This window comes from Novosphingobium sp. CCH12-A3 (assembly GCF_001556015.1).
GTDB lineage: Bacteria > Pseudomonadota > Alphaproteobacteria > Sphingomonadales > Sphingomonadaceae > Novosphingobium > Novosphingobium subterraneum.
Genome location: NZ_LSIA01000286.1, coordinates 38,871 through 64,308, shown reverse-complemented (window position 1 = coordinate 64,308; position 25,438 = coordinate 38,871). Strand labels below are relative to the sequence as shown.

Sequence of the window (25,438 nt, the reverse complement as noted above, 5' to 3'; positions counted from 1 at the left end):
GTGGGCGGTTGCGGGGAGGATCGCACATGGCGCAGACGAGCGCTGCAAGTCCGGGAAAGGTGCCGCGCACTGCGCGCGGGCGCGAAACCTTGCGCAAGTTGCTTGACGCCGCTGCCGCAGAGTTCGGCGAGCGCGGATTTCACGAAGCCTCGATCAGCGGCATCACCCGGCGCGCCGGGACGGCCCTGGGCAGCTTCTACACCTATTTTGATTCGAAGGACGCGATCTTCACCGCGCTGGTGCGCGACATGTCAGCCAGGGTGGCAACGACCGCCGCCGCCGCCGTAAGCGAAGGCGCCACCGGCTTGCAGCGTGAGCGCGAAGCCTTGGTCGGGTTCCTGCACTTTGCGCGTGAGCACAAGGAAATCTACCGGATTATCGACGAGGCCGAATTTGCCGATCCGCAAAGCTACCGCGACCACTACGAAGGCACCGCCACTCGCATCGCCGCGCGTCTGGCCGACGGCGTGGCGTCCGGCACGCTGCGCGATGGGGAACAGGACGTGCGGGCATGGGCCATCATGGGCATGAACGTCTTCCTCGGCCTGCGCTTCGGCGTCTGGGACGACAGCCGTCCAGTGGAAGAGATCGCCGAAGTGGCCGCAGACCTGCTGGGCGAAGGGCTCCGCGCGCGCCAAGGATGAGGAATGGTGAGCCCTGCTGGGCGCAAGGGACGCCCAATTGGCAATCAAGATCCCATTTGTCTTCGAACATCAGAATGAGGCCAACAGGGCTGAGCTGACATAGGTCGTGTTGTCTGAAGCCGGTGCGTTGGGAGCCCCTCGCATAAACCGTCCCTTTGCGAGCCAGAACGCATTGATCTCCCCGCGCAGGAAGCCTGGCACGATCCAGTAGCGCATCCGTCCTTCCACCTGATGGCCAGCAAAGGAGCCTGCCTTGCCGCTCGCATCTCGCACGCCGGTCGTGGCGAAGCTGTCCGTCTTTTCGGCGAGCCAAAGCGGATGGTAGGTGACGAACGCGTCGAAGCGCTTGCCGGGGGCCACTTCGGCGCGCATGCCGGGACTGTTGATGTTGCTACGGCCGATCGCGGCGAGCACGCCTGCGGGGCTGAAGTCAGCGCGTCGCATGCCGAACAGCGTGTCGAAGCGGCCATAGGAGCCGCCAGGACCGTCTCCACTGGCGTAATCGTATTCGACTGACAGCCGCATCCGCGCCGGACCGGGGAACAGGTATCCGACATCGGCATGGACAAACCAGGCATCGACATCGAGCTTGCGGGCATTGGGCCGCGTTGTCTCGCTGACATCTCCGAACTGCCATCCGCCCTCGATCTCGAAATCGGGCTTGCCAGCCTTCGGCTCGCGGATCAGGCGTGCCGCAACGGTGTGGAGGTTGCGGTCCCGCGTGGCGCGTGACGGGCTGTCGCGCTCCTGCAGGCGAAAGTAGGATGCTTCTGCCATGGCACCTACGACGGTCCTGGGATGCCAGACCAGACCACCCCAGAGCCGGAGGTCGAAACTCTCCTTGTCCAACCCATGGCGGTTGGACAACACCGATGCCTGATCATCGGGCTTGCGGATCTGCGGCAAGGTGTAAATCAATGTAGCAGCGGTGCCATCACTTGCCTTGAGGTCCGCGCGCAGGCCGGTGTAGCCGTTGGTGGTGTTGCGATAGTCGTCTGCCGCGATCAGTCGTCGCGAGCCGAGGTTAAGAACGAAACGCCCGGCTTCGAGCGTGAGCTTGGTGCCCTGTGCGGGCGCAAGATCGACGGCCACATAGCCTTGCACGATTTCGAGCGTGTTGACGTCGTTGGCGCTGACCGAACTGCCGGGCTTGCCGAGCCAGGCCCGACTGTCGAACATCTCCGCGCCGATGCGGACGTTCGGCGCGGCCTTGTATTCGATGGCCAGTGTCGTGCGAAGCGCGAGCTGCTCGTCGGCGGGCGGCAGGTTTACGCGCGGCTGTCCGGTCAGGGTCTCGTAGCGCAGACGGACCGAGCCGCTGACCGCGATATTCGGCGGCGCGCCGAGCATGGATTGGAGCCGGGGCGTGTGGGCGAGTGCGCTGCCGGATGGTAGAAAAACTGCGGTGACAGCAACTGGCATAAGGAACGCGAACGACTTCAAGGCAGGCTCCATCGCGGCCAAGCGGCCGTCCAATGAAGCAACACTTGAGCGCGCGCTGCGCTTGACCGGGAGGTTGCGCTGACCCGGTTGGACGGCTGATGCAATGTTTCTGCTTTCAAGACAAGTGTTTCCCAGCAATGCCAAATGTTGCCGGCTGCCGGAGGCTTGTCAGAGTTCGGGGTTGAAGTGATCCGCCAGTTCGCCAGGCCCGAAACCGTGGGTGTAGGACTGCGCATCCAGCGGCAGCATTCGGGCGTTCCAGTCCTCCCACGCCTTCTTGAGCGAGGTGAAGGCTTCGGGCTGCCGGTCTTTCAGGTTGGCCCGCTCGAGAGGGTCGGCAACGACGTCGAACAGGAACTCGTTCCCGCCGATTTTCAGGTATTTGAGGTTGCCGCGACGGGCCGCGCGCTGGGCGTGGTTCTTGTAGCGCCAGAACAGCGTGCGTCCGGGCAAGGCTCGGCCCGACAGGGCTGCGGTGATGTCTTCGCCATCGCTGGGGAATGCGGGATCTGGCGCTGCACCGGCGGCGGCAAGGAATGTCGGCAGCCAGTCCATCGAGATGATCTGTGCATCGCTGATCGTCGATGCCATGGTGACGCCCGGCCAGCGTACGATGGCCGGAATGCGCAGGCCGCCTTCGAGCAGCTCGGTCTTGCGGCCGCTGAAGGGCCAGGTGTCGGAGAAGCGTTCGCCGCCGTTGTCGCTGGTGAAGACGACGATGGTGTCCTGCTCGGCGCCGTTTGCCTTGAGGGCTTCGAGTACGCGCCCGATCTGGTAATCGAGACGGCGGACCATGGCGGCGTAGATCGCCGCACTGCCGCCGTCGAAGTGGAACAGGGCCTTGGGGTCCTTCAGTCCGGCAATCCGAGCGGATTCGCTGGCGTCATCAGGCCCTTCCCACGGCCAGTGCGGCGCAGTGAAGTGGAGCGACATGAACCACGGCGCCTTGGCTGACGACGCCTGGCGGATTTCCGCAATCGCGCGGTCGGCAAGCAGGTCGGTCAGGTAACCCGCCTTGTCGACGGGCGTGGGACCATCCCACAGGTCGGGCTGACCGTTGCTGGTGGCGTGGGTGTAATAGTCGACGCCCCCGCTGCGGATGCCCCAGAAAGACTGGTAGCCGCTCTTGATCGGGTCGAAGTCCGGGAGGCTGCCAAGATGCCACTTGCCGATCAGCGAGGTGCGATAGCCAGCCTTGGCGAGAAGTGACGGCAGCGTCGGATGCGAAGGCGGCAGGCCGATGTTGGGCCGGTAGGCCAGCGGCTCCTCGAGGCCAACGGGCAGGCGATACTGATAGCGGCCTGTGATCAGGCCGACGCGCGTGGCCGTGCAGACGGCGCTGTTGGCGTAGGCATTGGTGAAACGCAGGCCCTGCGCCGCCAGCTTGTCGAGCACCGGCGTCTCGAAATCGCGGCGACCATAGCAGGACAGATCGGCGTAACCGAGGTCATCGGCCATGATGTAGAGGATGTTGGGCTGCCGCACGCGCTTGCGGGCAATCGCGGGCACAGAGCCGACGGCCAGAGTGGCGGCGGCGCCTGCAAGGGTCGCGCGGCGGGTAAGACTGTAGGTCGAGGTCATGGTGCGGTCCGTGATTGCAGTTGCAGGTGGACCCGCGCGTGGTCGCGTAAGGCAATATGAACTTATCGCCAGCCCCATCAATGTCTATTGCATCGATAGACAATTGATCTTGTCCGTCGGGAAGTTTTCCTTTTGCGCCGAACGGGTGAGGCGCGGGTTGACCGAGAAGACTCAACCGGATAAGTAGAGATTAACCCGCAGGACATCCGACGATCAGGTCGGCCTGCACATCCAGGGTCCTGATCCGCGGCATTTGATGGGAAGCAGCTTGCTCCGCGTGAACAACCGCTAAAGCGCGCGATGCTGGGGCGACGGCGCCAGGCATCGTGTTCCCCTCCAATCAAGAGGTGATACGATGCACAAGCCCATGACGCGCGCCTAGAGCGCGCAAACCACCGGACACGATTGACGGACCTGCCGCCCCGACCGGGGCGCGGTCCGCTCTCGCCCGCCTCTCTCACCATAACGCCAGTTCGGCGCGGCCCTTGCGGTCGCCGCCCGGAGGAATGCGTCATGCGACCGCTAACCAGCTCCGACCTTGCGGAACTGGCCCGGTATCCCGCGTCCCTGCAACAGTCGATCGTTGCCCTTTGCGGCGTCGCCCCCGGCGACCCCGTGCGCGAAGCCGTGCCTTTTCCCGCTGCCTTCAATCGCCGCCCCGAGGCGGCAAGCCACTTGGGTTCAGGGAAGTAATGGAATGAACAGGGTTTTTCTCTTCAAGCAGCGCCAGCTTATCCTTGCAGGCGTGGCTTTGGGCTCGCTCATCGGCGCGGCTCCGGCTTTCGCCGCCGAGCAGCCTGCCGATGTCGAGGTTCCGGCAGTTGCTGCCGAAGACGCGGGCGAGGCCGGTGAAGCCATCGTTGTCACCGCCTCGCGCCGCCGCGACGAGGATGTCCAGGACGTGCCGGTCGCCATCAGCGTGATCAGCGCCGACGCGTTGGAAAGGCGTGGCGACTTCACCCTCGGCCAGATCCAGCAGCAGGTACCGAGCCTGCAGGTGTTCAGCTTCAATCCGCGCAATACCAACATCAACATCCGTGGCCTGGGCTCAAACGTCGCGCTGACCAACGACGGGCTCGAGAACGGCGTCGGCTTCTATATCGACAACGTCTACTACGGCCGCGTCGGGCTTTCACAGTTCGACCTCGTCGACCTGCAGAGCATCGAAGTGCTGCGCGGTCCGCAGGGCACGCTGTTCGGCAAGAACACCACCTCGGGCGTCATCAACATCACCTCGCGCAAGCCGAGCTTCGATCCGGAGCTTTCGGGCGAGGCGAGCATCGGCACTTACGGCTTCCGGCAAGTCCGGGCTTCGGCCTCGGCAGGTATCCTGCCCGATCTGCTCGCCGTGCGCATCTCCGGCGCGATCAGCGGGAACGACGGCTTCCTGTTCAACAAGACCACCAATACCCGCGCCCAGAACTACCGCAACGAGAGCATTCGCGGCCAGTTGCTGTTCACGCCGGACCCGGACTTCGAGGTACGGATCATCGGCGACTACGCACAGCAGGAGCAGGATCACGTGCTCTCGGTCTTCGCCGACCTGCACACGACCTATGCCAATGGCGCGACGATACCCAACAACTTTGCCCTGCGAGCTGCCCGGTTCCCTGGCTACACCCTCCCCGCCTTCAGGCCGTTCGATCGCATCGGCGAGGCCGATAGCCACTACCAGTCGAACATGGCGGGCTATGGCGTTTCGGGCGAGGTCAACTGGGACTTCGGCAGCGCGGCCCTGACCTCCATCACCGCCTATCGCTGGTGGGACTGGAACCCGGCCAACGATGGCGACAGCACCTCGCTGCCCATCACCACCAAGGCCCAGCAAGCCAACCGCCAGCGCCAGTTCAGCCAGGAGCTGCGGCTTGCCTCGATGGGCAACCGCACGGTCGACTACGTGATCGGCGCGTACTACTTCTGGCAGGTCGTCAAGGGCTATGGCGCCACCCGCTATGGCTCGGCTGCCGCGCTGTGGAACCTGCCTGCGGCCGACCAGACCCTCGCCAATGCGGCGCTGAACGGGTTCGAGGCAAATTCGACCTCCACGCCGGAAACGCGCACATTCGCGCTGTTCGGGCAGACCGACTGGCACCTGTCCGATGCCCTGACGCTGACCACCGGCCTGCGTTGGACGGACGAGAAGAAGGCGGGCGCGTTCAGCCAGTTCTGGGTGGATGGTGCCGATCTTTCCGGCTTCACCCCGGCGCAGGTCACCGCGATCAACGCGATCCGCACCCAGTTCAACCCGGTGACAAGCTTCGCGACGAAATTCAGCGACAACAGCCTGTCAGGGCTGGTCACGCTGAACTGGAAGGTTGCGCCGGACGCGAGCGTCTATGGCAGCTATTCGCGCGGCAACAAGTCGGGCGGACTGAACCTGACGGCGCTGCCCGCCGGCATTGCGCCCGAAGTCGCCCCGGAAAAGGTTGATGCGTTCGAGCTGGGCTTCAAATCCCGGTTCCTCGATCGGCGCGCCACCTTCAATGCTGCTGCGTTCTGGACCGAGATCCGCGACTATCAGACGGCAATCACCGAACAGGTGCCCAACACCGTCAACGTGCGCCAATACATCGCGAACATCCCCAAGGTGCGTTCGCGCGGAGTTGAGGGCGACCTTGCCTTCCAGGCCAGCGACAGTCTCTCGTTCACCGCATCGGCAAGCTACACCGACGCCAAATACGTCGAGTACGCCAACGCACCGCAGGCGGTGGAGAACCTCAACCTCGGCGGTATCCAGGACCTGTCAGGCAAACCGCTTTCGGGCGTTCCGAAGTTCGCATGGTCAGTCGGTGCCGACGGCAACACGCCGCTGGGTGAGCTCGGCGGGCGCGAACTGAGCCTTTACGCCCACGCCGACTACGCGCACCGCTCGAGTTTCAATACATCTGCAACCAACTCCGCATGGGCGCAGGTTCCGGGCTTCGGCATCGCCAATGCGCGCATCGGGCTGAAGACCGACGACGGGTTGTGGGACCTGTCGGTCTGGGCGCGCAACCTGCTCAACGAAGACTATTTCCTCAACCTCTCCGCCGGCAACACCGGCGTGGTCACTGCCCAGGTGGGCGAGCCACGCACTTATGGTGTGACGTTGCGGACGCGACTGTGAGGCTGGCCGCATGACAACAGGATCCCCCGTCAGTTCGCCTTCTGGTAGCTACCACCGCCTTGCTGCGATCTACGTGCCGGTCACCGCTGCTGCTCAGCCAGTTGCTGCCTGGCTCCCCGCCATTCTTGCGCGAGACTATGGTGTGCCACTGACGCTGGTAGGGACGCTGTATCTGGCGGGCCAGTTGCTCAACTGCGCGCTCGACCCGATAGTCGGCGCATTGAGCGACCGCACGCAGAGCCGCTTCGGCAGGCGGCGACCGTGGGTAGCGGGCGGGGGATCCTTGTTCGTCGCTGGCAGCGCGATGCTGTTCTTCCCGCCTGCGAACCTCGGCGTTGGCTGGCTGATTGCTGCACTGGCCGCCTATTACATCGGCCTTGCGCTTCTCTCCACGCCGCTGCTGGCGTGGAGCGGCGAGATCGCCACCGGCTATCACGACCGGACCCGCGCGGCATCAACCTTTACACTGTGGCAGTCGATTGCGCTGGTAGGTGCCCTTGCGCTCGCGGCACTCGCCCAGCATCTGCGACCCGGTGACGGTCAGTTGCAACTGACGCTGTTCGGTTCGCTTGTCCTCGCTGCCGCTATCCCGGCGCTGTGGCTGACGCTGTCCAATCGCGATGACAGCGCGCCTGCTGCTCTGGCACTCCCGCTGTCGCCACTGGCCGCCGCGCGCGCGGTGCTCGGCAACCCGCTGCTGCTGCGCGTCCTCGCTTCGGACGCCGCAGTCCGGGCAGGACAGGGCATCCGCACGACGCTTTTGCTGTTCTACGTGACCTTCTATCTCGGAAGGCCTGAATGGGGTGCAGGACTGTTCCTGTTCCAATACGCCTTCGGCATGCTCGCCGCGCCGATCTGGCAGCGCATCGGTGTATCCCTGGGCAAGCGCCGGGCTGCCATTCTCGCCGAAGTGCTGCAGGCACTGATCAACCTCGCGCTGGTGCTGACCACGCCCGACCGGTTCTGGCTGGTCCTTGCGCTCGCCTTTGCTCAGGGGATCACCCAGGGCTCAGGCAACATCATGCTGCGCTCGATGGTCGCCGACGTTGCCGACAAGCACCGCGCCGAGACCGGCGAGGAGCGCGCCGGCCTTTACTATTCAGTCTTTGCCCTGGCCGACAAGATCGGCGGTGCGCTTGCCGCAGGCATCGCCCTGCCGCTGATCGCGTGGCTGGGCTTCGATCCGAAGTCCGCCGCAAACTCTCCTGAGGCGTTGAACGGCCTGTTGCTTGTCTTCGCGACCGGACCGGCCCTCGCCCATGCCATCTCCGCTGCCGTCATATCGGGCTTCGCGCTCGATGCCGAACAGCACAACGCCATTCGCCGCCAGTTGGACACCGCCGCCGACACCGCGCTCCAGCCCGCCGAATAACACCCCAAATCCTTACCCCAAGTAGGAGTAACCCACATGAATGCCATCACCACCTATGCCAATGCCAAGGACCCGAACTCCCCGCTCGACATCGTTCCGATCACCGGGACGATCGGTGCCGAAATCCGCGGGGTGACCCTTTCCGGCGATCTCGGCGCGGAGACCGTGCAGGCGATCAAGGACGCGGTCGTGCGCCACAAGGTCGTCTTCTTCCGTGGCCAGAAGGAACTGGACGACGCACGCCACGAAGGCTTCGCCTCGCTTTTCGGCGATCCGGTGGCACATCCCACCGTGCCGGTGGCCGAGGGTTCGCGCTACCTGCTCGAACTCGACAGCAAGGAAGGCTACGCCGCCTCGAGCTGGCATACCGACGTGACGTTCGTCGATGCCTATCCCAAGGGCTCGATCCTGCGCGCGATCACCATTCCCGAAGCCGGTGGCGATACCGTCTGGGCCAATGGCGAGACAGCTTACGAAAGCCTCCCTGAAACGCTGCGCCAGCTGGTGAACAACCTTTGGGCAGTCCACACCAACCTCTACGACTACGCAGCGGTCCTCTCGAACGCGCCGAAGGGTGACGCGGTGGAGAAGGAACGGCAGCTGTTCCAGAAGAACGTCTTCGCCTCGACCGTCTACGAAACCGAGCACCCGGTGGTCCGCGTCCATCCCGTCTCGGGACAGCGCAGCCTGCTGCTGGGCCATTTCGTCAAGCAGTTCGTCGGGCTGAACCAGGCTGACTCTTCGCGCCTGTTCCAGATCCTGCAGGACCACATCACCCGTCCCGAGAACGTCGTGCGCTGGCGCTGGCAGCCCGGTGACGTGGCCTTCTGGGACAACCAGTCGACCCAGCACCGCGCCGTCGCCGACTTCGGCCTGCAACGCCGCACCCTGCGCCGCGCGACAATCGCGGGCGAAGTGCCGGTTGGCATCGACGGTCGCAACAGCCGCACCGTTCGCAAGGAAAGGGCCACGCAATACCAGCCTGCCTGAGGGCCGGCAGGGGCGGCGGCCCTCACCGTCGCCCCATTCCCGTGGCAAACGGGAGATGGAAAAGAGTCCGGCTTAGAGCGACCAGCAGGCCACTTGCGATAGCTCTGCAATTCGGCATCACTGCGGATCTGTAATGGTGAGCCCTGCTGGGTTCGAACCAGCGACCTACTGATTAAAAGTCAGTTGCTCTACCGACTGAGCTAAGGGCCCGCCTGCATTGACGCGGATCGCGCGTCAGGCGTGGCGCGTCACCTAGGGGGCGTGGGCGAGCGGGTCAAGCCTTTGGCGAGCCGGTGATGCAACTGCTGCACTGTCAGTCCGGTAATCGGATCGCGCCAGCCAGCGGCAACGCGCGCCGCCGGACCCAGCACGAAATCGCGCTTGCGGAATTCGGGGTGCGGGATGATCAGGCTCTCGTCCGCCCAGCACCCGCCGGACCACAAGACAATGTCGAGATCGAGCGTGCGCGAGCGCCAGCGCTGCCCTTGTCGGCGACGTCCGAACAGGGCTTCCACAGCCTGCAGTTCGTCCAGCAGCTCGTGGGGTTCGAGACCGGTCGAAACCACAGCGATGCCGTTGCAATAGACGCGCTGCGACGGACCTATCGGCCTGCTGCGGATCGTCGGGGACACCGCATCGATCCTGCAGTTGCGCCGCCCGATCTCATCCAGCGCCGCCCACAGGATCGCCGAAGGATCGCCATGGCGCGGATGGCGCTGGTTCGAGCCGAGCGCCACGATGTAGCGGTGCAGGCTCAGATGTCCTCGGCAAGCCGGCCGTAAAGCTGCGGGCGGCGATCGCGGAAGAAGCCCATGCCAGCACGGTGCGTGGAAGCGCGCTTGAGGTCGATCGTCCCGTGCAGCACACCGGTTTCGCTGGCGCCGAACTCCGCAAGGTAATCGCCCCATTCGTCAGAAATGAAGCTGTGCCCGTAAAAACGCTGGCCATCTTCGGTCCCGATGCGATTGGCGGCGATGACCGGCATGCAGTTGGAGACGGAATGGCCGATCATCGCGCGGCGCCACATGCGGCTGGTGTCGAGATCGGCGTCATAGGGTTCGCTGCCGATTGCGGTGGGGTAGAACAGCAGCTCTGCCCCCATCAGCGCCATGGCGCGGGCGCATTCGGGATACCACTGGTCCCAGCAAACGCCCACGCCGATGCGCGTGCCGAAAACGTCCCACACCTTGAAGCCGGTGTTGCCGGGGCGGAAGTAGTACTTCTCCTCATAGCCGGGGCCATCGGGAATGTGGCTCTTGCGATAGATGCCCATGACTTCGCCATCCGGGCCAATCATCGCCAGCGTGTTGTAGTAGTGGTGCCCGTCGCGCTCGAAGAAGCTGGTGGGGATGGCAATGCCGTGCGCCTTGGCGAGCTTGCGCATCTCGCGCACCGACGGGTCCGCATCGAGCGGATAGGCCATCGAGAACAGGGCCTCGTCCTCGACCTTGCAGAAATAGGGCCCGGCGAAGAGTTCGGGCGGCAGCACGATCTGCGCGCCGCCACGCGCGGCCTCTTCCACCAGCGCGGCAGTGGCGGCGATATTCTCGGCCTCGCCCCCGGGAAGGGCGAGTTGCAGGGCGGCGACGGAGATCGTGGTCATGGGTGGGACCTAAGGCCCCTGCCCCGGCAATTCAACCGCCGCCGTTTGCGATCAACGCAAGATCAGGGACGCTTGCGGAACAGCAGGGTCATGCGGTCGCTCTCGCCGATGGCCTGCAGCTTGGCCTTGGTGGCCTCGTCCGGATTGCCGCCCAGCTGCGGTGGCAGGGTCCAGACGCCGTTTGGCCAGTTCGCCGGGTCCTTGGGGTTGGCGTTGGCCTCGCTCTTGCCGACAAAGGTGAAGCCGTTGATCTCCATGAACTTGATCACGTCGGCTTCGCGCAGGTAGCCCTTCGAACCGTCGGTGAAGGAGTAGGGCGCATCAGGCTTGGCGCGGTGCTGCTCGATGCCGATCATGCCATCGGGCTTCAGCAGCTCGCGCATCTGCTTGATCTCGTGCGCGGCAAGGTTCCAGCGCAGCAGGTTGTGCATCATGCGCATGACGAGGATGCGGTCGAACGTGCCCTTTTCGCTGTCGGGAAGGACATCGAGGGTGAAGGCCGAGAAGCGCTCAGCCGGTTGGCCCGACCATTCGGCAACTTCCGCCGGATACTTGGTCGCGCCTTCGCGGATGCCCGCCTTCATCTTGTCGCCGAACGCACTCGACGTGGGGTCGAAGTACAGACCGACCAGCTTGCCCTTCGGGCCGAGATAGAGCCCGAGCAGACGCGAATACCAGCCGCCGCCCGGCGCATATTCGCCCACCTTCATCGTCGGCGAAACCTGAAAGAAGCTCAGCGTCTCCGCAGGCTTGCGATAGACGTCACGGGCACGGTCCTTTTCGCGCAAGGGGTCAGCGACTGCGGCGGCAAGGGCCGGGTCGATCATGGCCGATGCCGTCTTCGCAGTCTCTGCCATTACGGGATTGGCAAGGCTGCTGCCAGCAACGGCAGCAAGCAAGGCAAGGCTCAATGAACGCATGGGGAGATTCTCCTTCGGGCCGGTGACAAGCGGGGGAGGCGTGCTTATCTCTCACTCAATTCAGGAGAATATAGCGCATGAGCGAACAAGCAACGGCCATCCTCGCAGGGGGATGCTTCTGGTGCACCGAGGCAGTGTTCCGCGACGTCATCGGCGTGAGCAATGTCGAGAGCGGCTACATCGGCGGTACGGTCGAGAACCCGACCTACAAGCAGGTCTGTTCCGGCACCACCGGCCATGCGGAAGCTATCCGCGTGGCGTTCAATCCCGAAACGATCAGCCTCGACCAGATCCTCGATATCTTCCTGGCGACGCACGATCCGACGCAGCTGAACCGCCAGGGGAACGACGTCGGCACGCAGTACCGCTCGGCCATGTTCCCGGCGGACGAGGAGCAGAGGGCAGCGATGGACGCAGCGATCGCCCGCGCCCAGCCGGATTGGCCGGGGCCCATCGTCACCACGATCGAACCGATGGCAACCTGGTATCCGGCCGAGGACTATCACCAGGAATATTGGGAAGGCGAAGGCCAGCGGAACCCCTACTGCCTCGCCGTGATTCCGCCCAAGCTGATGAAGCTGCGCAAGAGCTTCGCGTCGAAAGTCAAAGGCTGAGGCCTTTGATCGGCACCGGCCCGCTCCCCCACCCGGCCACCCATTCAGGGTACTCTCGTGGGTGGCCGGGTGGGGGAGTGGGCCGGTGCCGCCTCACGCGCGCAGCGCAGATAACGTGATACGCCGGTAGATGCGCTGGAGGACGGACAGGTCTTCCAGCGCCACCGCCTCGTCCTTCTTGTGCATCGTCGCGTTGCACAGGCCGAATTCCACCACCGGGCAGAGGCTGCGCAGGAAGCGCGCGTCCGACGTGCCGCCGCTGGTCGAGAGTTCGGGGTCGAGGCCGGTCTCGGCCTTCACCGCCTCGGCAATCAGCGTCGAGTAATCGCCCGGCAGGGTGATGAAGCTCTCGCCGGAAATGACAGCACGAACCTCACCCTTGTGCCGCCGCGCCACGTCCTCGACCATCGCGACCAGCCCCGCCCCGGTGTGACGATCGTTGAAGCGGATCGAGATGCGCGCGCGCGCCTCGGCGGGGATCACGTTCGTCGCCTTGTTGCCCACTTCAAGGTCGGTGATCTCTAAGTTCGACGGCTGGAACCACTCCGTGCCCTCGTCCAGCACCAGCGCGTCAAGGTCAGCCAGCAGCGCGATCAGGCGCGGGATCGGATTGTCGGCGAGGTGCGGATAGGCAACGTGGCCCTGCGCGCCCTTGCAGGTGATCCACATGTTGACCGAACCGCGACGGCCGATCTTCACCATATCGCCCAGACGGTGGACCGAGGTCGGCTCGCCTACCAGGCACAGGTCCGGCTCTGTCTTCATTTCGCGGATCAGTTCGATCAGCGGCACCGTGCCGTAGCGCGCCGGGCCTTCCTCGTCGCCAGTGATGATGAAGCTCAGCGTTCCGGCCTCGGCCGGAACCTCGGCCGCAGCGGCAACCATCGCGGCGATCGAGCCCTTCATGTCAACCGCGCCGCGCCCGTAGAGCAGCTCGCCCCGGCGCTCGGCCTTGAACGGACCGGTCGTCCAGCCCTCACCCGGCGGGACGACATCGAGGTGCCCGGCAAAAGCGAAGTGCCGCGAGCCTTCAGGACCACGCCGGATCGCGAACATGTTCTCGACCGGGCCGTCGGGTGCTTCGCCCGCCACGAAGCGATGGATTGCGAAGCCCAGCGGTTCGAGCATTCCTTGCAGGCAGTCGAATACCGCGCCGGTTGCGGGCGTCACGCTTTCGCAATCGATCAGCCGCTCGGCCAGGATTACAGGATCAAGAGACATCAGCGCGCGGGCTCCTCGAACTGCTCGATGGTCCAGCCCTCGCTCTCGGCGGCTTCGATCCACTGTTGCATCCAGTCGTGCGTCCAGACCGCTTCCATGTAGGTCATGGCGAAGCCGGGCACAGGCACGCCGTAGGTCATGAAGCGGGAGACGACGGGGGCATAGATGATGTCAGCGGCGCAGAAGGTGCCGAACAGGAACGGCCCGCCCTTGCCGAACCGCGCCCGCGCCTCGGCCCAGAGCGAGAGGATGCGCACGATGTCGGCGCGAACCTCGGCGCTGATCTCAACGCCCTCCACGCGCTTGCGGATGTTCATCGGCAGGCTGCGGCGCAGCGGCAGGTAGCTCGAATGCATCTCGGCCACCATCGAGCGGGCCATGGCGCGCGCGGTTTCGTCCTTGGGCCAGAAACGGTCGCGCCCGACCTTGTCGGCAAGGTAGTCGATGATCGCGAGGCTGTCCCAAACCACAGGAGCGTCTTCGCCATCGCCGTCCCACAGGATCGGCACTTTGCCCGAAGATGGTGCAAGTTCGTCCGTCCGGCGCGCTTCGTCCCAGTCCTCGCCGTAGAGCGGGACGGTGATTTCCTCGAAGTGCAGGCCGGACTGCTTGCACGCCAGCCAGCCCCGCAGCGACCAGCTGGAGTAGTTCTTGTTGCCGATGATCAGCTTCATCGTGTTCGCCCTGTTACGCCTGCGAGCCGCGTAGCCGTTCAGGTTCGCTGTGTCGACCGTGAACGGGTTTACACGGTTTACACAGTTCAGGGCGTGTATCGTCTCGACCCCTCGTAGAGCTTCGTGGAGGCGATATCCGTTCAGCAAAGCTGGCGCCGTCACGGCTTCGCGCAAGATTTGGCCGAAGGAATTGCGGGCGGGGAGGAGAGGATCGCGGTAGGGCATGGCGCGAAGGCTGCGTCATGCGCGCGGCTGTAGGACAGCGCTTATCGCTCCGTAATGGCGGAGTGTTGGAAATGGTCGGCGGTTTTCGCCGCTTGCCCACCCCCGACCCCTCCCGCTTGCGGGAGGGGAGATTGCGTTAGCGCCCTCCCGCCTGCGGAAGGGGAGAACAGGCGCTTGTCCACCATTCAGAGAAAGTGGTAATTAAATTAACGAATCCTGCAGCACGGCTGCGCGCAGTTCCTCGATGCCCATTTTCTTTTCGGAAGAGGTGACGAGCACTTCGGGATAGGCGGCCGTGCGCTTGCGCGCTGCAGCGATGGTCTCGGCCGTGACGGCTTCGAGTTCGCTGGCCTTGATCTTGTCTGCCTTGGTCAGCACGACGCGATAGCCGACGCCCGCTTCATCGAGCATCTGCATCATGTCCTCGTCCACCGGCTTCACGCCGTGGCGGCTGTCGATCAGCAGCAGCGTGCGCTTCAGGACGACACGTCCGCGCAGGAAATCGCGGACCAGCCGGCGCCACTGCTCGACCACCTTGGGCGGGGCCTTGGCGAAGCCATAGCCCGGCATGTCGACCAGGCGCAGGCGCGTCGGCTCGCCCACTTCGAAGTAGTTCAGTTCCTGCGTGCGCCCCGGCGTGACCGAGGTGCGCGCAATTGACTTGCGCCCGGTCAGCGCGTTGAGCAGCGACGACTTGCCGACGTTCGATCGGCCGGCAAAGGCGATCTCGGGCACGTCAGGATCGGGCAGGTGCTTGAGCGCAGGGGCCGACTTGAGGAACTCCACGCGCCCCGCAAAGAGGAGGCGCGCCTGTTCGATCAGTTCGGCGCGGGCAGCTTGTTCTTCAGGTGTCACCGCGTCTTCGGCTTCCGGTTGGCAGCAGGCTTCTGCTCACGCGCGACCGAGCGGTCGACATCGAGCTGGTCCTTGTCGGCCTGCGCCTTCAACTGCGGGTGCTTGCTGTAGAGGTACTTCTGCTGCGCGATGGTCAGGATGTTCGAGGTGATCCAGTAGATCAGCAGGCCCGCCGCGAACGGCGCCATCACGAACATCATCATCCACGGCATGATCGCGAAGACCTGCTGCTGCGCCGGGTCCATCGCCGCCGGTTGCAGCTTGAACTGCAGCCACATCGTGATGCCGAGCAGGATCGCCAGCACGCCGATGGCGAGGAAGCTGGGCGGGGTGAACGGCAGCAGGCCGAAGAGGTTGAGCACGTGCAGCGGATCGGGCGCGGACAAGTCCTTGATCCACAGCGCGAACGGCTGGTGCCGCATTTCGATGGCCAGCGTCAGCACCTTGTACAGCGCGAAGAACACCGGGATCTGCAGGAACATGGGAAGGCAGCCGGCCAGCGGATTGACCTTCTCTGTCTTGTACAGCTCCATGATCTTCTGCTGCTGGGTCTGCTTGTCGTCCTTGTAGCGTTCCTGCAGCGCCTTCATCTTGGGCTGCAGCGCGCGCATCGCCGCCATCGAGGCGAACTGGCGCTGGGCGATCGGGAACATCACACCGCGCACGATCAGCGTCAGCAGGATGATCGCCACGCCGAAGTTCTTGACCAGCTTGAACAGCGAATCGAGCAGCCAGAAGATCGGCTTTTCGAACCAGCGGAACCATCCCCAGTCGATCGCGAGGCTGAAATTGGTGACGCCAGTGGCTTCGTACTTCTCGAGAACCGAATTTTCCTTGGCGCCGGCAAACAGACGGACAGTCTGGCTCTGCGCCTTGCCCGGGGCGATGGACACGCCGGGATAGATCAGGTCGGCGCGGAACACATTGTTGCCAAGCGAACGCAGCGAACCTTCGGCCTTGGCCCCGGCATCCGGGATCAGCGCCGAGAGCCAGTAGATATCGGTAAACCCGATCCAGTTGGTTGCGCCCTTGAGCGCGACGGCCTGGCCGGGGGCTTCGGTTACGGTGGAATAGTTGTTGTCGAAGTTCACCGAGCCATCGAGCGCGGCAATCGGCCCCGAATGGAGCTGCCAGGTATCCACACTGGCCGTCTTGTCGGTGCGGTTTACCAGCGCGAAGGGCTTTACCACGACCGGCGCGGCACCGGTGTTGGCCACGCTCTGCGTTGCGGTGATCATGTAATCGCTGTCGATCGCGTATTTGATCGCGAAGGTCTGGCCGGTGGGATTGGTCCAGCGCAGCGTGACCGGCGTCTGCGGCGTCAGCCTTGCGCCATCGGTCTGCCAGACGGTGTTGGTGTCGGGCGTCGCTACGCCCTCGCCCACCCAGCCGATCTGGGCATAGTGCTGCGCAGGCGTGCCCGCAGGCGAGAACAGGCGCACGGGCGGGCTGTTCTTGTCGACGTTCTCGCGGTGACGGACCAGCGTCACGTCATCGACGAGCGCGCCCTTGAGGTTGATCGAACCCTTGAGGCCCGGCGCGTCGATGGCGACACGGTTGCCGGCGGCGAGTTCGGCGCGCAAGTCCTTCTTCTCGAGCGCGATGTCAGCCGCGTTCTGCAGTCCGCCTTCGCGCGTGGGCTTTGCGGCATCGGTGCTGGCAGGCGCGGTCGCTGCCGCCTGTGGCTTTGCCGGCGGCGCGGGGTAAAACCAGCGCATGGCCGCTTCCCAGCCGATCAGCAGCAGACCCGTCAGGATCACTGCCATTATGACGTTGCGCTGATTCTGCACCGTGTTCGCGTCCTAAATCTTAAATTCGTGTTGGTCAGGGCACCCGGCCTAAGGTACGGGATCATAGCCGTGCCCGCCCCAGGGATGGCAGCGCAATAGCCGCTTCGCCGCGAGCCAGCCACCCTTAATCGCGCCGTGCTTTTCGAGCGCTTCGATCGCATATTGCGAGCACGAAGGGCTGTAGCGGCAGGATGGCGGAAGCACGCACGAAGGGCCGAGCTGCCAGCCTCGGGCAATGAGGATGAGCAGGCGCTTCACTTGCCCCTGCCGTGGTTGGTGCGAGCGCCGCCACGCTTTCTTGGCGGATCGCCCTTGCCGGCGGCAGCACGCGAAAGCGCGACGGCCAGTTCCTCGCGCAGCAGGGCAAAGTCGCGCTCGACGCCGCCTTCGCGGCCGATCATCACATGGTCTGCCCCGGCAATGCCGGCATCAGGCAGGGCTTCGCGCAGCAGGGCGCGGAAGCGGCGCTTCATGCGGTTGCGGACGACCGCGTTGCCGATCTTCTTGGTGACGGTGACGCCGAAGCGGAGGTCGGCCTCTTCGGCAGGCACCACGTCGCGGTTCACCAACAGCACGAATCCGGGCCTTGCGACCCGGATTCCGCGATTGGCAGCAACGAAGTCTGCCCGTTTCCGGATGGTGGCGATTCGGGTCATCCCCGCCTTCGCCGGAACCGGATCTATGCTGAAAGGCTTAGGCCGACAGCTTCTTGCGGCCACGCGCACGGCGGGCGGCGAGAACCTTGCGACCACCGACAGTGGCGGTACGGGCGCGGAAGCCGTGGCGGCGGGCACGCACGAGGTTGCTGGGCTGGAAAGTGCGCTTCATGGCTTTTCTCTTCTATATCGAATCTGTGGACTGGCACTTGCCGCGGGACAAAGCGCCGGAATCAGGGGGTGGCCGATAGGCGACAAGGCGATTTGCGTCAACCCTGCAGGCAAAGGCACAAGCGCTTCAATACATTGCCGATGCAAGCCATAGGGTCTAGGCCCCCCGGATGAACAGGGAAAACGAATCCCTCCTCAAGGAGATGAGGCTGCACTGGTGGCAACGCGCGCCGCGGATCCCCACGCTTGCGTTGTTCGCAGTCGTCGCCCTGGCGCTGATCGGCACCTTCTCGTTGATCATTGCCACGGTCGAAGTTGAACGCACCCAGCGCCAGCAGGCCGCCCGCACCAGCGGCATCATCGCTTCGCTCGACGAGATCGTGCGCGCCACGATGAGCGGCGAGACCGGCCAGCGCGGCTACTTCATCACCAGCGACACCCGCTACCTCGAACCCTACCGCGAAGGCCAGGGCCGCTATGCCGCCGGCATGCGCGCATTGCGTGACCGCATGGGGCCGGACCTGCCGGCAGAGCAGGCGAATCTCGTTGCCGAGATTGCGCGGCTGGGCGACGCCAAGTGGGCCGAGATGGCCGGCGTGGTCGACCTTGTCGAACAACGCCGCATTCCCGACGCCCACGCCCGGCTGCTGTCCGACGAAGGCCAGCTCGCCATGAACGGCTTGCGCAAGGCCGTCGCCCGGCTGGAAGACATCGAGCGCGTGCGTCTGGATCAGGCGGCGCAGCGCGCGGCCAATGCCGAGGCGCGCATCCTGCCTTCGCTGGCCGCGCTGTTCGTGGTGATCGTCTGCGCCTTGGCGCTGGGGCTGTGGCAGGCGATCCGCAAGGCCGAGGCCGAGGCTCTGGCAGAGGGCGCCGCCGCCATTGCCGAAGCGCGCGACCGGGCCGACCTGCTGGCCAAGGAGCTCAACCACCGCGTCAAGAACCTGTTCGCGGTGATCCTCGCCATCGTCAAGATGAGCGCGCGGGGCGATGCCGCTGCCGCCCCCGCGGTGGATCGCATCGCCAAGCGCATCCACGCGCTCGTCACCGCGCACGAGGTCACGCAAGGGTCGGGCAAGGACCAGACGGTCGACCTGGCCGAGCTGATCGGCAAGGTCATCGCGCCGTACCGTTCTTCCAGCGAGCGGTGCGAACTCGATGGCGGCACGGTGAACCTGCCGGGTCGGCACGCGGTGCCGCTGGGCCTCGTCCTGCATGAACTGGCGACCAACGCCGTGAAGTACGGCGCCTGGTCCGCTCCCGGCGGCCTGCTGCGCATCCGCTGGGAGAGCGAGGACTCGCGCGCCAAGGTGATCTGGGAAGAGATTGCCGCCGGGGAAGCGGCTGGACCGACAGAGCAAGGCCGCGAAGGCTTCGGCTCAGCCCTGATCCGCTCGTCCGAGCGTCAGCTGGGCGGCACGATCGTCCGCCGCTTCGAAGCACGCGGCATCGTCGTGGAAATGGACTTCACGCTTGAAGGCGGAGAGGCCTGAACCTCTCCGCCCGCGTTGCCGTCAGCCGTGCTTGGATTCGCGCAAGGGCGTGACCATTCCCGGCGTGATGAAGCCAAGCGGCCCCGGATTCATGGCGCGCTTCTTGAGCTCGCCCTTCATCCGGCCGTACTCTTCCTCCATCTGCTCGGTCACCGTCGCGCGTGACGCCTCCAGTGCACCGGCGAAGTCCTCCGCGGTGACCTGATCGACATTGCCGCCCGCACGGCGAATGGCGTTAAGGCCAGCGCGACGCACCACGTCTTCGAGATCGGCACCGGTGAAGCGCTCGGTCTCGCGCGCGATACGACCAAGGTCCACATCGCCAGCCAGCGGCATGTTGCGGGTGTGGATGCCAAGGATGTGCTCGCGGCCCTCGACGCTCGGCGTGCCGACATAGATCAGCTCGTCGAAGCGGCCCGGACGCAGGAGCGCCGGATCGACCAGATTCGGGCGGTTGGTCGCGCCGATCAGCACCACCGACTGCAGTTCCTCCAGCCCGTCCATCTCGGCAAGGATGGTGTTGACCACCCGCGCCGTGACATTCGGCTCGCCCTGCCCGCTGCCGCGCGCGGGAACGAGGCTGTCGATCTCGTCGATGAACACCACGCAAGGTGCGACCTGGCGCGCGCGCGCAAAGAGCCGGGCAATCTGCTGCTCGCTCTCGCCGTACCACTTGGACAGCAGGTCGGACGACTTGATCGCGATGAAGTTGGCCTCTGCCTCCTTCGCCACGGCCTTGGCCAGCAGCGTCTTGCCGGTGCCGGGCGGACCATAGAGCAGGAAGCCCTTGGCCGGACGAATGCCGAGGCGGTGGAAGGCCTCGGGATTCTTGAGCGGCAGTTCGACGCCCTCGCGCAGCTTGTCCTGCGCATCGTCGAGGCCGCCGATGTCGGCCCAACCGATGGTTGGCGCCTGCACCATGACTTCGCGCATCGCCGATGGCTGCACGCGCTTCAATGCCTGCAGGAAGTCGTCGCGCTCCACGCGCAGGTTGTCGAGCACGTCCTGCGGGATCGTCTGCTGCTCGAAATCGAGCTGCGGCATGATCCGGCGCACTGCCTCGATCGCCGCTTCGCGTGCCAGCGCCGCAAGGTCGGCACCGACGAAGCCATGCGTGGTGCGGGCCAGTTCCTGCAGATCGACGTCCTCGGCCAGCGGCATGCCGCGGGTGTGAATGCCGATGATCTCGCGGCGACCGGATTCGTCCGGCACGCCGACCACGATCTCGCGGTCGAACCGGCCGGGCCGGCGCAGAGCTTCGTCGATCGCATCGGGGCGATTGGTCGCCGCGATCACGACAAGGTTGGACCGGCTGTGCAGCCCGTCCATCAGCGTCAGCAGCTGCGCAACCAGCCGCTTCTCCGCCTCGCCGTGAACCTCGCTGCGCTTTGGCGCGATCGAATCGATTTCGTCGATGAACACGATCGAGGGCGCGTTGCGGGTCGCTTCCTCGAAGACCTCGCGCAGGCGCTTCTCGCTCTCGCCATAGGCCGATCCCATGATTTCGGGGCCGTTGATGGTGAAGAACGAGGCATCGCTTTCATTGGCCACGGCACGCGCCAGACGCGTCTTGCCGGTCCCCGGCGGGCCGTGCAGCAACACGCCCTTGGGCGGATCGACGCCCAGGCGCGTGAACAGTTCGGGATAGCGCAGCGGCAGTTCGACCATCTCGCGCAGTTGCCGGATGGTATCGCCCATGCCGCCGACGTCGTCATAATTGACGTCGGCACGGCTCGAGCGTGGCTCCTCGTATTCGGGCCGCAGTTCCACCTCGGTGTTCTCGTCGATGTGGACCACGCCCTTCGGGCTGGTCGAGACCACGGTCAGGCGGATCTGGGTCAGCGCGAAGGCAGGCGCATTGAGCATCTGGCGCAGCTGTGGCGGCATGTCGGTGCGGTTGACCTGCTGCTGCCCGGCGGTCGCCACGAGATCGCCCGTCACCAGCGGACGCCCGGCAAAGTTGCGCTTCAGCGCCACGGCCGGTCCTTGCAGGCGCAGTTCCTTTTGCGCGGGCGCGAAGACGACGCGCTGCGCAGGCCGCGAATCGATCTTGCGCACTTCCACGTGCTCACCCGAACCGACATCGGCGTTGGCGCGCTGGAGGCCATCGAGGCGGATCAGTTCCAGCCCCTCGTCCTCGGGATAGGGCTGGATCACCCGCGCCGCCGTGGCGCGCTTGCCGACGATCTCGATGACGTCGCCTTCGGTCACGCCCAGCTGCGACATCACGTGCCGACTGATGCGGGCAATGCCGTGGCCGCTTTCTTCCTGACGAGCACCCGCAACCTGAAGGCGCACGGTGCGCGCATCGGTCCGGGCTTCGGTTGCCGCATCTGCCATGAGCTTTAAGAAATCCCCTTGAGCTATTGACGGGTTCCGATGTGGGAACCGGCAATCAGGATTTCAAACGCGGGAGGCCTGCGAAGGTTGCGAAGAGCGTCGCTCCGCCCGGAACGCAGGCAAAAAAAGACCCGGCAGTTGCCCGCCGGGTCGGAAAGTTTTGGGAGAGGATGCCTGAAAGGCAGGTTCTGTATGCACTGCACACACATATTGTGCAATTGCGAAATGATCGGCATTGGTTGCAGTTTTTGCAATTTATCGCGTAAACCGCTGTTTCACAGGGATTTTGCAGTTGTTTCAGGCGTAACCATACCAAGTCGTTCCGTTCGCAATTGTTTGCAGGCATGTCGTGCGAATCGTCGTTGTGCAGCGCACAAGCGTGATTTGGATACCATCAGCGCGCGCAGCCACGCTGGGTGTCGTTGCCCAGACGCCGTGTCACAGTGAAGGGATAGACCGTGTCCGACATGCCGTCCGAACAGGACCCTGCACTGACTTCAAGCACCAGCGCCTTCCCCTCAACCTGGCCGGAGAGAATCGCCTTCCCTTCGACATCCTGCCGTTTCACCGGAACGACCAGTCCATCGGGCTGCTCGGGCGTGGACCACGAGAGCTTGTCCACGTCCACCCGCGCAGACCAGAACGGCTCGGTGCCGATGGCGCGAAAAGATGGCGGCACCGGCGCTGGCATCACTGCGGCCGCTTCGGTTGCTACCAGCGCAGGCGGCTCGGCAGGCGGCATGGAATCGGCTTCGACTGCGGCTGCACTTTCCCCCGCCACGCCGGTCGGTCCGGTTGCCGGCTCCGGAGAGCAGGCCGCAAGCCAGACAGTGACCATCAGGGCGAGCGCGGGAAGCGAGCGGATCGTTGTCATTGCCGCATTCTGGCTCGCACCCGGGCTGCGTCGCAACCGGGCCCCAGGCGTCAATGCGCCAGCAGCAGCGGAATCTGCGACCGGTCGAGCATTTCGCGCGACACGCCGCCCATCAGCAGTTCCCGCAGGCGGCTGTGCCCGAACAGGCCCATGACGACGAGGCCGGCGCCGAGACTGCGGGCGCATTCCTCGATCGTGAAGGCGATCGAACCGTTGCGCTCCTGTTCATGCACTTCGGCATGGATTCCGTGGCGCGAGAGATAGCAGGCCGCATCGACCGCCGGGAAGGTATCGTCCTTCTCGCGCACGGTCAGGATATGCACCGACTTCGCCATCGCCAGGAACGGCAAGGCAGCGCGCAGGGCGTTGGCGGATTCATGCCCGCCGTCCCAGGCGATCAGCACCGGTGCCGCGAAATCGAGCATCGGCACGCCGCGTGGCACCGCCAGCACAGGGCTGCGCACGCCAAGAACCAGTTCCTCGACGCTGGGATCGTCCAGCGTGGCCACGATCAGGTCGGCAAAGCGCGCGGCGGCCGCTGCAGCTTCGACCCGGCCGTTGTCGTCTATCGCGACGTCGAAAGCGACGTCCTGCGGAGCCAGCCGGGCATCGAGCTCGCGCGCAAACGCCTCGTCGGCCTCACGCGCCTCGTTGATTGCGGCAGCGGAAATGGCGGCACCGCCGAACGGCTCCCACGCCGCCATTTGCGCGAACGGAGTCGCGATCACGAAAGTAACGTGCCCTCCGGTCTTGCGGGCCAGCGCCAGCGCAGTTTCCACGCGGTCGTTCAGGGTTTCGGACTTTTCGACGGGGCAAAGAATGGAGCGCATCGGGATCCTCCTGTCCTTCAATGGGAAAAGTCTGCCTTCGCCGCCGTCAACATACGATGATCCACATCAAAACGGAGGAAAAATCCGATGGCCTTGTCCGATTTCACCGATCGGTTAAGGCTGCGCGCCACACAAAGGGAGGCACGATGGCGTACGCAGCGGTGATTTTCGATTTTGGCGGAGTGATCACCTCCTCCCCGTTCGAGGCGTTCAACCGGCTCGAGGCGGAACGGGGCCTGCCGCAGGACTTCGTCCGTTCCGTCAATGCCCGCAACGGCGATACCAACGCCTGGGCGCTGTTCGAACGCGCCGAGATCGACAGCGCCGAATTCGACCGCCGCTTTGCGCAAGAGGCCCGGGCGCTTGGCCACGAGCTTGATGGCGCGTCGGTCCTGGCCGTCCTTGCCGGCGCGGTGCGTCCGGCGATGGTGTCGGCGCTCGATCGGCTGAAGGCAGAAGGCTACCGGCTTGGCTGCATCACCAACAACGTGCCCGCCGGCCACGGTGCCGGCATGGCCCGCAGCGCCGACGCGCACGACGAGCTCGAACAGATCTTCGCCCGCTTCGAACACGTCATCGAAAGCAGCAAGGCGGGCGTGCGCAAGCCCGATCCGCGCATCTACCTGATGATGTGCGAGACGCTGGGCCTCGCCCCGGCGCAATGCGTCTACCTCGATGACCTCGGCATCAACTGCAAACCGGCCGCCGCGCTGGGGATGCAGGCGATCAAGGTGACCAGCGGCGAACAGGCCCTGGCCGACCTCGGGCAGGTTCTCGGCCTTTCCTTTTGACCTGCATGGCGGCTAGGCTGGAGGCATGACACCCGAAGAGCTCAAGGCCCTTGTCCGCACCGTGCCGGACTTTCCCGCACCCGGCATCCTGTTCCGCGATATCACCACGCTGATCTCGCACGGGACCGGGCTTGCCGCCAGCATCGGCCACCTGGCGCGGATGGCGCAGGACGCCGGTGCCGAGGCGATCGCCGGGATGGAGGCACGCGGATTCATTTTCGGTGCTGCGGTAGCGGCGCATATGGGCCTCGGTTTCGTGCCGGTACGCAAGCCCGGCAAGCTGCCGGGCAAGACCATCGGCATCGACTATGCGCTCGAATACGGGCGCGACCGGCTGGAGATCGATCCTACGGCCATTCCCGCAGGCCAGCGCGTGGTCATCATCGATGACCTGATCGCCACGGGCGGTACTGCCCTTGCGGCAACGGAACTCCTGCGCACGGCAGCCGCGCACGTCACTCACGCGCTGTTCGTGATAGACCTTCCCGACCTCCACGGCGCCGCCCGCCTGCGCGACGCCGGGCTGACGGTAGAGGCGCTGATGGATTTTCCGGGGCACTGAACTGCCGTGTTTGATCTGGAAGAACTGCAGCGCACAGGCGCGGTAAGACTGCCACAATTGGCTTTGCCGCTGCTGTCAGCGATTGACGCTGTTAACTGCGGTCTACCGGCCGAGCGCGCAGGGCTGAGATTGAAGGGACAACCGGGCCTGCGGCCACTACTCGATCATCGGAGTTTGATAGGACAAGCGGCATGTCACGCGCTTGGAGCGCATGCCCAACCTGTCCGCGCACTCCTCTTCGACAAGAGCGAACGGACGAACTGGGCCTTGGGCTGGCATCAGGACCGAACGATTTGTGTGGCCGAGAGAATCGAGACGCCCGGCTTCGGTCCTTGGACCAACAAGCAGGGCATGGTTCACGTCGCCCCGCCTGAAAGCATCTTGCGGGACATGGTCACGCTGCGCATTCATCTGGATGCCGTGCCGGAAACCAATGCGCCGTTGCTGGTTGCTTCCGGATCACATCGGCTTGGTCGAATCCCGGAACGGCAAGTGGCTGCAATCATCGAGCAAAGCCAAATCCTGACGTGCCTCGCCGAGAGGGGAGACGTCTGGCTTTATTCGACACTCATTCTTCACGCGTCAGACGCTGCCACCCAGCCGATGCATCGCCGGGTGCTGCAAGTCGATTACTCGGCCTTGGCTTTACCCAACGGCCTTGAGTGGGCCGGAGTCTGAAACTC

General features: G+C 64.8%; 25 protein-coding genes and 1 tRNA gene. 10 read left to right on the top strand and 16 right to left on the bottom strand.

The window, feature by feature from the left end; genetic code table 11:
* The first annotated feature begins 26 nt into the window (after positions 1 to 26).
* Complete coding sequence (locus AX703_RS23075; protein ID WP_062347544.1) at positions 27 to 644, top strand: TetR/AcrR family transcriptional regulator; 618 nt, start codon at positions 27 to 29, stop codon at positions 642 to 644.
* Between the two features lie 69 nt (positions 645 to 713).
* On the opposite strand, the gene AX703_RS23070 is transcribed toward AX703_RS23075, so the two are convergent.
* Together AX703_RS23070 and AX703_RS23065 are read right to left on the bottom strand one after the other, a co-directional pair.
* Positions 714 to 2,087, bottom strand: a complete 1,374-nt coding sequence (locus tag AX703_RS23070; protein WP_231735668.1) for an alginate export family protein — start codon at positions 2,085 to 2,087, stop codon at positions 714 to 716.
* 168 nt (positions 2,088 to 2,255) lie between these two features.
* The gene (locus tag AX703_RS23065) at positions 2,256 to 3,668 is read right to left on the bottom strand and encodes a sulfatase (RefSeq protein ID WP_062347540.1); all 1,413 of its coding nucleotides are present in this window, start codon (positions 3,666 to 3,668) and stop codon (positions 2,256 to 2,258) included.
* Between the two features lie 513 nt (positions 3,669 to 4,181).
* Between AX703_RS23065 and AX703_RS23060 the strand changes: the two genes are divergently transcribed.
* Genes AX703_RS23060 through AX703_RS23045 form a run of 4 tightly spaced genes read left to right on the top strand, consistent with a single transcriptional unit; the run spans position 4,182 to position 9,136 of the window.
* The gene (locus AX703_RS23060; protein WP_062347539.1) at positions 4,182 to 4,361 is read left to right on the top strand and encodes a hypothetical protein; all 180 of its coding nucleotides are present in this window, start codon (positions 4,182 to 4,184) and stop codon (positions 4,359 to 4,361) included.
* A 4-nt stretch (positions 4,362 to 4,365) separates the two neighbouring features.
* Positions 4,366 to 6,774, top strand: a complete 2,409-nt coding sequence (locus AX703_RS23055; protein WP_062347537.1) for a TonB-dependent receptor — start codon at positions 4,366 to 4,368, stop codon at positions 6,772 to 6,774.
* 10 nt (positions 6,775 to 6,784) lie between these two features.
* Positions 6,785 to 8,146 carry an MFS transporter gene (locus AX703_RS23050; protein WP_062347534.1) on the top strand — a complete coding sequence of 454 codons (1,362 nt, stop codon included), beginning with the start codon at positions 6,785 to 6,787 and terminating at the stop codon, positions 8,144 to 8,146.
* A gap of 36 nt (positions 8,147 to 8,182) precedes the next feature.
* Complete coding sequence (locus tag AX703_RS23045; RefSeq protein WP_039336452.1) at positions 8,183 to 9,136, top strand: TauD/TfdA family dioxygenase; 954 nt, start codon at positions 8,183 to 8,185, stop codon at positions 9,134 to 9,136.
* 134 nt (positions 9,137 to 9,270) lie between these two features.
* On the opposite strand, the gene AX703_RS23040 is transcribed toward AX703_RS23045, so the two are convergent.
* The 4 genes from AX703_RS23040 to AX703_RS23025 all read right to left on the bottom strand — a co-directional run bounded on the left by AX703_RS23040 (position 9,271) and on the right by AX703_RS23025 (position 11,659).
* Positions 9,271 to 9,346, bottom strand: a tRNA-Lys gene (locus tag AX703_RS23040).
* Positions 9,347 to 9,384: 38 nt separating this feature from the next.
* Complete coding sequence (gene folK, locus AX703_RS23035) at positions 9,385 to 9,873, bottom strand: 2-amino-4-hydroxy-6-hydroxymethyldihydropteridine diphosphokinase (RefSeq protein ID WP_231735667.1); 489 nt, start codon at positions 9,871 to 9,873, stop codon at positions 9,385 to 9,387.
* 17 nt (positions 9,874 to 9,890) lie between these two features.
* Positions 9,891 to 10,739, bottom strand: coding sequence for an N-carbamoylputrescine amidase (aguB, locus tag AX703_RS23030; protein ID WP_039336450.1), 849 nt, complete (start codon positions 10,737 to 10,739; stop codon positions 9,891 to 9,893).
* 62 nt (positions 10,740 to 10,801) lie between these two features.
* Entirely contained in the window at positions 10,802 to 11,659 is an 858-nt protein-coding gene (locus AX703_RS23025; RefSeq protein WP_062347532.1) for a class I SAM-dependent methyltransferase, read from the bottom strand.
* A 77-nt stretch (positions 11,660 to 11,736) separates the two neighbouring features.
* Here AX703_RS23025 and msrA point away from each other — a divergent pair, with 77 nt between their 5' ends.
* Positions 11,737 to 12,273: a peptide-methionine (S)-S-oxide reductase MsrA gene (gene msrA / locus AX703_RS23020; protein ID WP_062347530.1), complete on the top strand. Its 537-nt coding sequence runs from the start codon at positions 11,737 to 11,739 to the stop codon at positions 12,271 to 12,273.
* Positions 12,274 to 12,366: 93 nt separating this feature from the next.
* Here msrA and dapE read toward each other — a convergent pair whose 3' ends face one another.
* From dapE to rpmH, 7 genes are all read right to left on the bottom strand, one after another.
* Positions 12,367 to 13,494, bottom strand: a complete 1,128-nt coding sequence (gene dapE / locus AX703_RS23015) for a succinyl-diaminopimelate desuccinylase (RefSeq protein WP_062347527.1) — start codon at positions 13,492 to 13,494, stop codon at positions 12,367 to 12,369.
* A complete protein-coding gene (locus AX703_RS23010) occupies positions 13,494 to 14,168 on the bottom strand; it encodes a glutathione S-transferase family protein (RefSeq protein ID WP_039336514.1) in 675 nt (224 codons plus the stop codon). Before AX703_RS23010 ends, dapE begins: the two co-directional genes overlap by 1 nt.
* 426 nt (positions 14,169 to 14,594) lie before the next feature.
* Positions 14,595 to 15,248, bottom strand: coding sequence for a ribosome biogenesis GTP-binding protein YihA/YsxC (yihA, locus tag AX703_RS23005; protein WP_062347524.1), 654 nt, complete (start codon positions 15,246 to 15,248; stop codon positions 14,595 to 14,597).
* Positions 15,245 to 17,038 carry a membrane protein insertase YidC gene (gene yidC / locus AX703_RS23000; RefSeq protein WP_062347522.1) on the bottom strand — a complete coding sequence of 598 codons (1,794 nt, stop codon included), beginning with the start codon at positions 17,036 to 17,038 and terminating at the stop codon, positions 15,245 to 15,247. Before yidC ends, yihA begins: the two co-directional genes overlap by 4 nt.
* A 48-nt stretch (positions 17,039 to 17,086) precedes the next feature.
* Entirely contained in the window at positions 17,087 to 17,296 is a 210-nt protein-coding gene (gene yidD, locus AX703_RS22995; RefSeq protein WP_062347520.1) for a membrane protein insertion efficiency factor YidD, read from the bottom strand.
* Positions 17,293 to 17,694: a ribonuclease P protein component gene (rnpA, locus tag AX703_RS22990; protein ID WP_062347518.1), complete on the bottom strand. Its 402-nt coding sequence runs from the start codon at positions 17,692 to 17,694 to the stop codon at positions 17,293 to 17,295. Before rnpA ends, yidD begins: the two co-directional genes overlap by 4 nt.
* A gap of 37 nt (positions 17,695 to 17,731) precedes the next feature.
* On the bottom strand, positions 17,732 to 17,866 hold the full coding sequence (gene rpmH, locus AX703_RS22985; RefSeq protein ID WP_039336437.1) for a 50S ribosomal protein L34: 135 nt from the start codon (positions 17,864 to 17,866) through the stop codon (positions 17,732 to 17,734).
* A gap of 169 nt (positions 17,867 to 18,035) precedes the next feature.
* Here rpmH and AX703_RS22980 point away from each other — a divergent pair, with 169 nt between their 5' ends.
* Positions 18,036 to 19,358 carry a sensor histidine kinase gene (locus AX703_RS22980; RefSeq protein WP_052242581.1) on the top strand — a complete coding sequence of 441 codons (1,323 nt, stop codon included), beginning with the start codon at positions 18,036 to 18,038 and terminating at the stop codon, positions 19,356 to 19,358.
* 21 nt (positions 19,359 to 19,379) lie between these two features.
* Here AX703_RS22980 and AX703_RS22975 read toward each other — a convergent pair whose 3' ends face one another.
* From AX703_RS22975 to AX703_RS22965, 3 genes are all read right to left on the bottom strand, one after another.
* Positions 19,380 to 21,698, bottom strand: coding sequence for a CDC48 family AAA ATPase (locus AX703_RS22975; RefSeq protein ID WP_039336436.1), 2,319 nt, complete (start codon positions 21,696 to 21,698; stop codon positions 19,380 to 19,382).
* A gap of 394 nt (positions 21,699 to 22,092) precedes the next feature.
* On the bottom strand, positions 22,093 to 22,572 hold the full coding sequence (locus AX703_RS22970) for a COG3650 family protein (RefSeq protein ID WP_062347516.1): 480 nt from the start codon (positions 22,570 to 22,572) through the stop codon (positions 22,093 to 22,095).
* 50 nt (positions 22,573 to 22,622) lie between these two features.
* On the bottom strand, positions 22,623 to 23,402 hold the full coding sequence (locus AX703_RS22965; RefSeq protein WP_039336435.1) for a universal stress protein: 780 nt from the start codon (positions 23,400 to 23,402) through the stop codon (positions 22,623 to 22,625).
* 146 nt (positions 23,403 to 23,548) lie between these two features.
* Between AX703_RS22965 and AX703_RS22960 the strand changes: the two genes are divergently transcribed.
* From AX703_RS22960 to AX703_RS22950, 3 genes are read left to right on the top strand one after another with little or no spacing between them, the layout of a single operon-like run.
* On the top strand, positions 23,549 to 24,193 hold the full coding sequence (locus tag AX703_RS22960; protein WP_039336509.1) for an HAD-IA family hydrolase: 645 nt from the start codon (positions 23,549 to 23,551) through the stop codon (positions 24,191 to 24,193).
* Between the two features lie 25 nt (positions 24,194 to 24,218).
* Entirely contained in the window at positions 24,219 to 24,755 is a 537-nt protein-coding gene (locus AX703_RS22955) for an adenine phosphoribosyltransferase (protein ID WP_062347514.1), read from the top strand.
* A gap of 6 nt (positions 24,756 to 24,761) precedes the next feature.
* A complete protein-coding gene (locus tag AX703_RS22950; protein ID WP_082734769.1) occupies positions 24,762 to 25,433 on the top strand; it encodes a phytanoyl-CoA dioxygenase family protein in 672 nt (223 codons plus the stop codon).
* The last annotated feature ends 5 nt before the right edge of the window (positions 25,434 to 25,438 follow it).

What these genes read in the sequence shown, in the direction of transcription:
- AX703_RS23075 (WP_062347544.1), top strand. Translation starts at nt 27, where the DNA reads ATGGCGCAGACGAGCGCTGCAAGTCCGGGAAAGGTGCCGCGCACTGCG.
- AX703_RS23065 (WP_062347540.1), bottom strand. Translation starts at nt 3,668, where the DNA reads ATGACCTCGACCTACAGTCTTACCCGCCGCGCGACCCTTGCAGGCGCC.
- AX703_RS23060 (WP_062347539.1), top strand. Translation starts at nt 4,182, where the DNA reads ATGCGACCGCTAACCAGCTCCGACCTTGCGGAACTGGCCCGGTATCCC.
- AX703_RS23055 (WP_062347537.1), top strand. Translation starts at nt 4,366, where the DNA reads ATGAACAGGGTTTTTCTCTTCAAGCAGCGCCAGCTTATCCTTGCAGGC.
- AX703_RS23050 (WP_062347534.1), top strand. Translation starts at nt 6,785, where the DNA reads ATGACAACAGGATCCCCCGTCAGTTCGCCTTCTGGTAGCTACCACCGC.
- AX703_RS23045 (WP_039336452.1), top strand. Translation starts at nt 8,183, where the DNA reads ATGAATGCCATCACCACCTATGCCAATGCCAAGGACCCGAACTCCCCG.
- aguB (WP_039336450.1), bottom strand. Translation starts at nt 10,739, where the DNA reads ATGACCACGATCTCCGTCGCCGCCCTGCAACTCGCCCTTCCCGGGGGC.
- AX703_RS23025 (WP_062347532.1), bottom strand. Translation starts at nt 11,659, where the DNA reads ATGCGTTCATTGAGCCTTGCCTTGCTTGCTGCCGTTGCTGGCAGCAGC.
- msrA (WP_062347530.1), top strand. Translation starts at nt 11,737, where the DNA reads ATGAGCGAACAAGCAACGGCCATCCTCGCAGGGGGATGCTTCTGGTGC.
- dapE (WP_062347527.1), bottom strand. Translation starts at nt 13,494, where the DNA reads ATGTCTCTTGATCCTGTAATCCTGGCCGAGCGGCTGATCGATTGCGAA.
- AX703_RS23010 (WP_039336514.1), bottom strand. Translation starts at nt 14,168, where the DNA reads ATGAAGCTGATCATCGGCAACAAGAACTACTCCAGCTGGTCGCTGCGG.
- rnpA (WP_062347518.1), bottom strand. Translation starts at nt 17,694, where the DNA reads ATGACCCGAATCGCCACCATCCGGAAACGGGCAGACTTCGTTGCTGCC.
- rpmH (WP_039336437.1), bottom strand. Translation starts at nt 17,866, where the DNA reads ATGAAGCGCACTTTCCAGCCCAGCAACCTCGTGCGTGCCCGCCGCCAC.
- AX703_RS22980 (WP_052242581.1), top strand. Translation starts at nt 18,036, where the DNA reads ATGAACAGGGAAAACGAATCCCTCCTCAAGGAGATGAGGCTGCACTGG.
- AX703_RS22975 (WP_039336436.1), bottom strand. Translation starts at nt 21,698, where the DNA reads ATGGCAGATGCGGCAACCGAAGCCCGGACCGATGCGCGCACCGTGCGC.
- AX703_RS22970 (WP_062347516.1), bottom strand. Translation starts at nt 22,572, where the DNA reads ATGACAACGATCCGCTCGCTTCCCGCGCTCGCCCTGATGGTCACTGTC.
- AX703_RS22965 (WP_039336435.1), bottom strand. Translation starts at nt 23,402, where the DNA reads ATGCGCTCCATTCTTTGCCCCGTCGAAAAGTCCGAAACCCTGAACGAC.
- AX703_RS22960 (WP_039336509.1), top strand. Translation starts at nt 23,549, where the DNA reads ATGGCGTACGCAGCGGTGATTTTCGATTTTGGCGGAGTGATCACCTCC.
- AX703_RS22955 (WP_062347514.1), top strand. Translation starts at nt 24,219, where the DNA reads ATGACACCCGAAGAGCTCAAGGCCCTTGTCCGCACCGTGCCGGACTTT.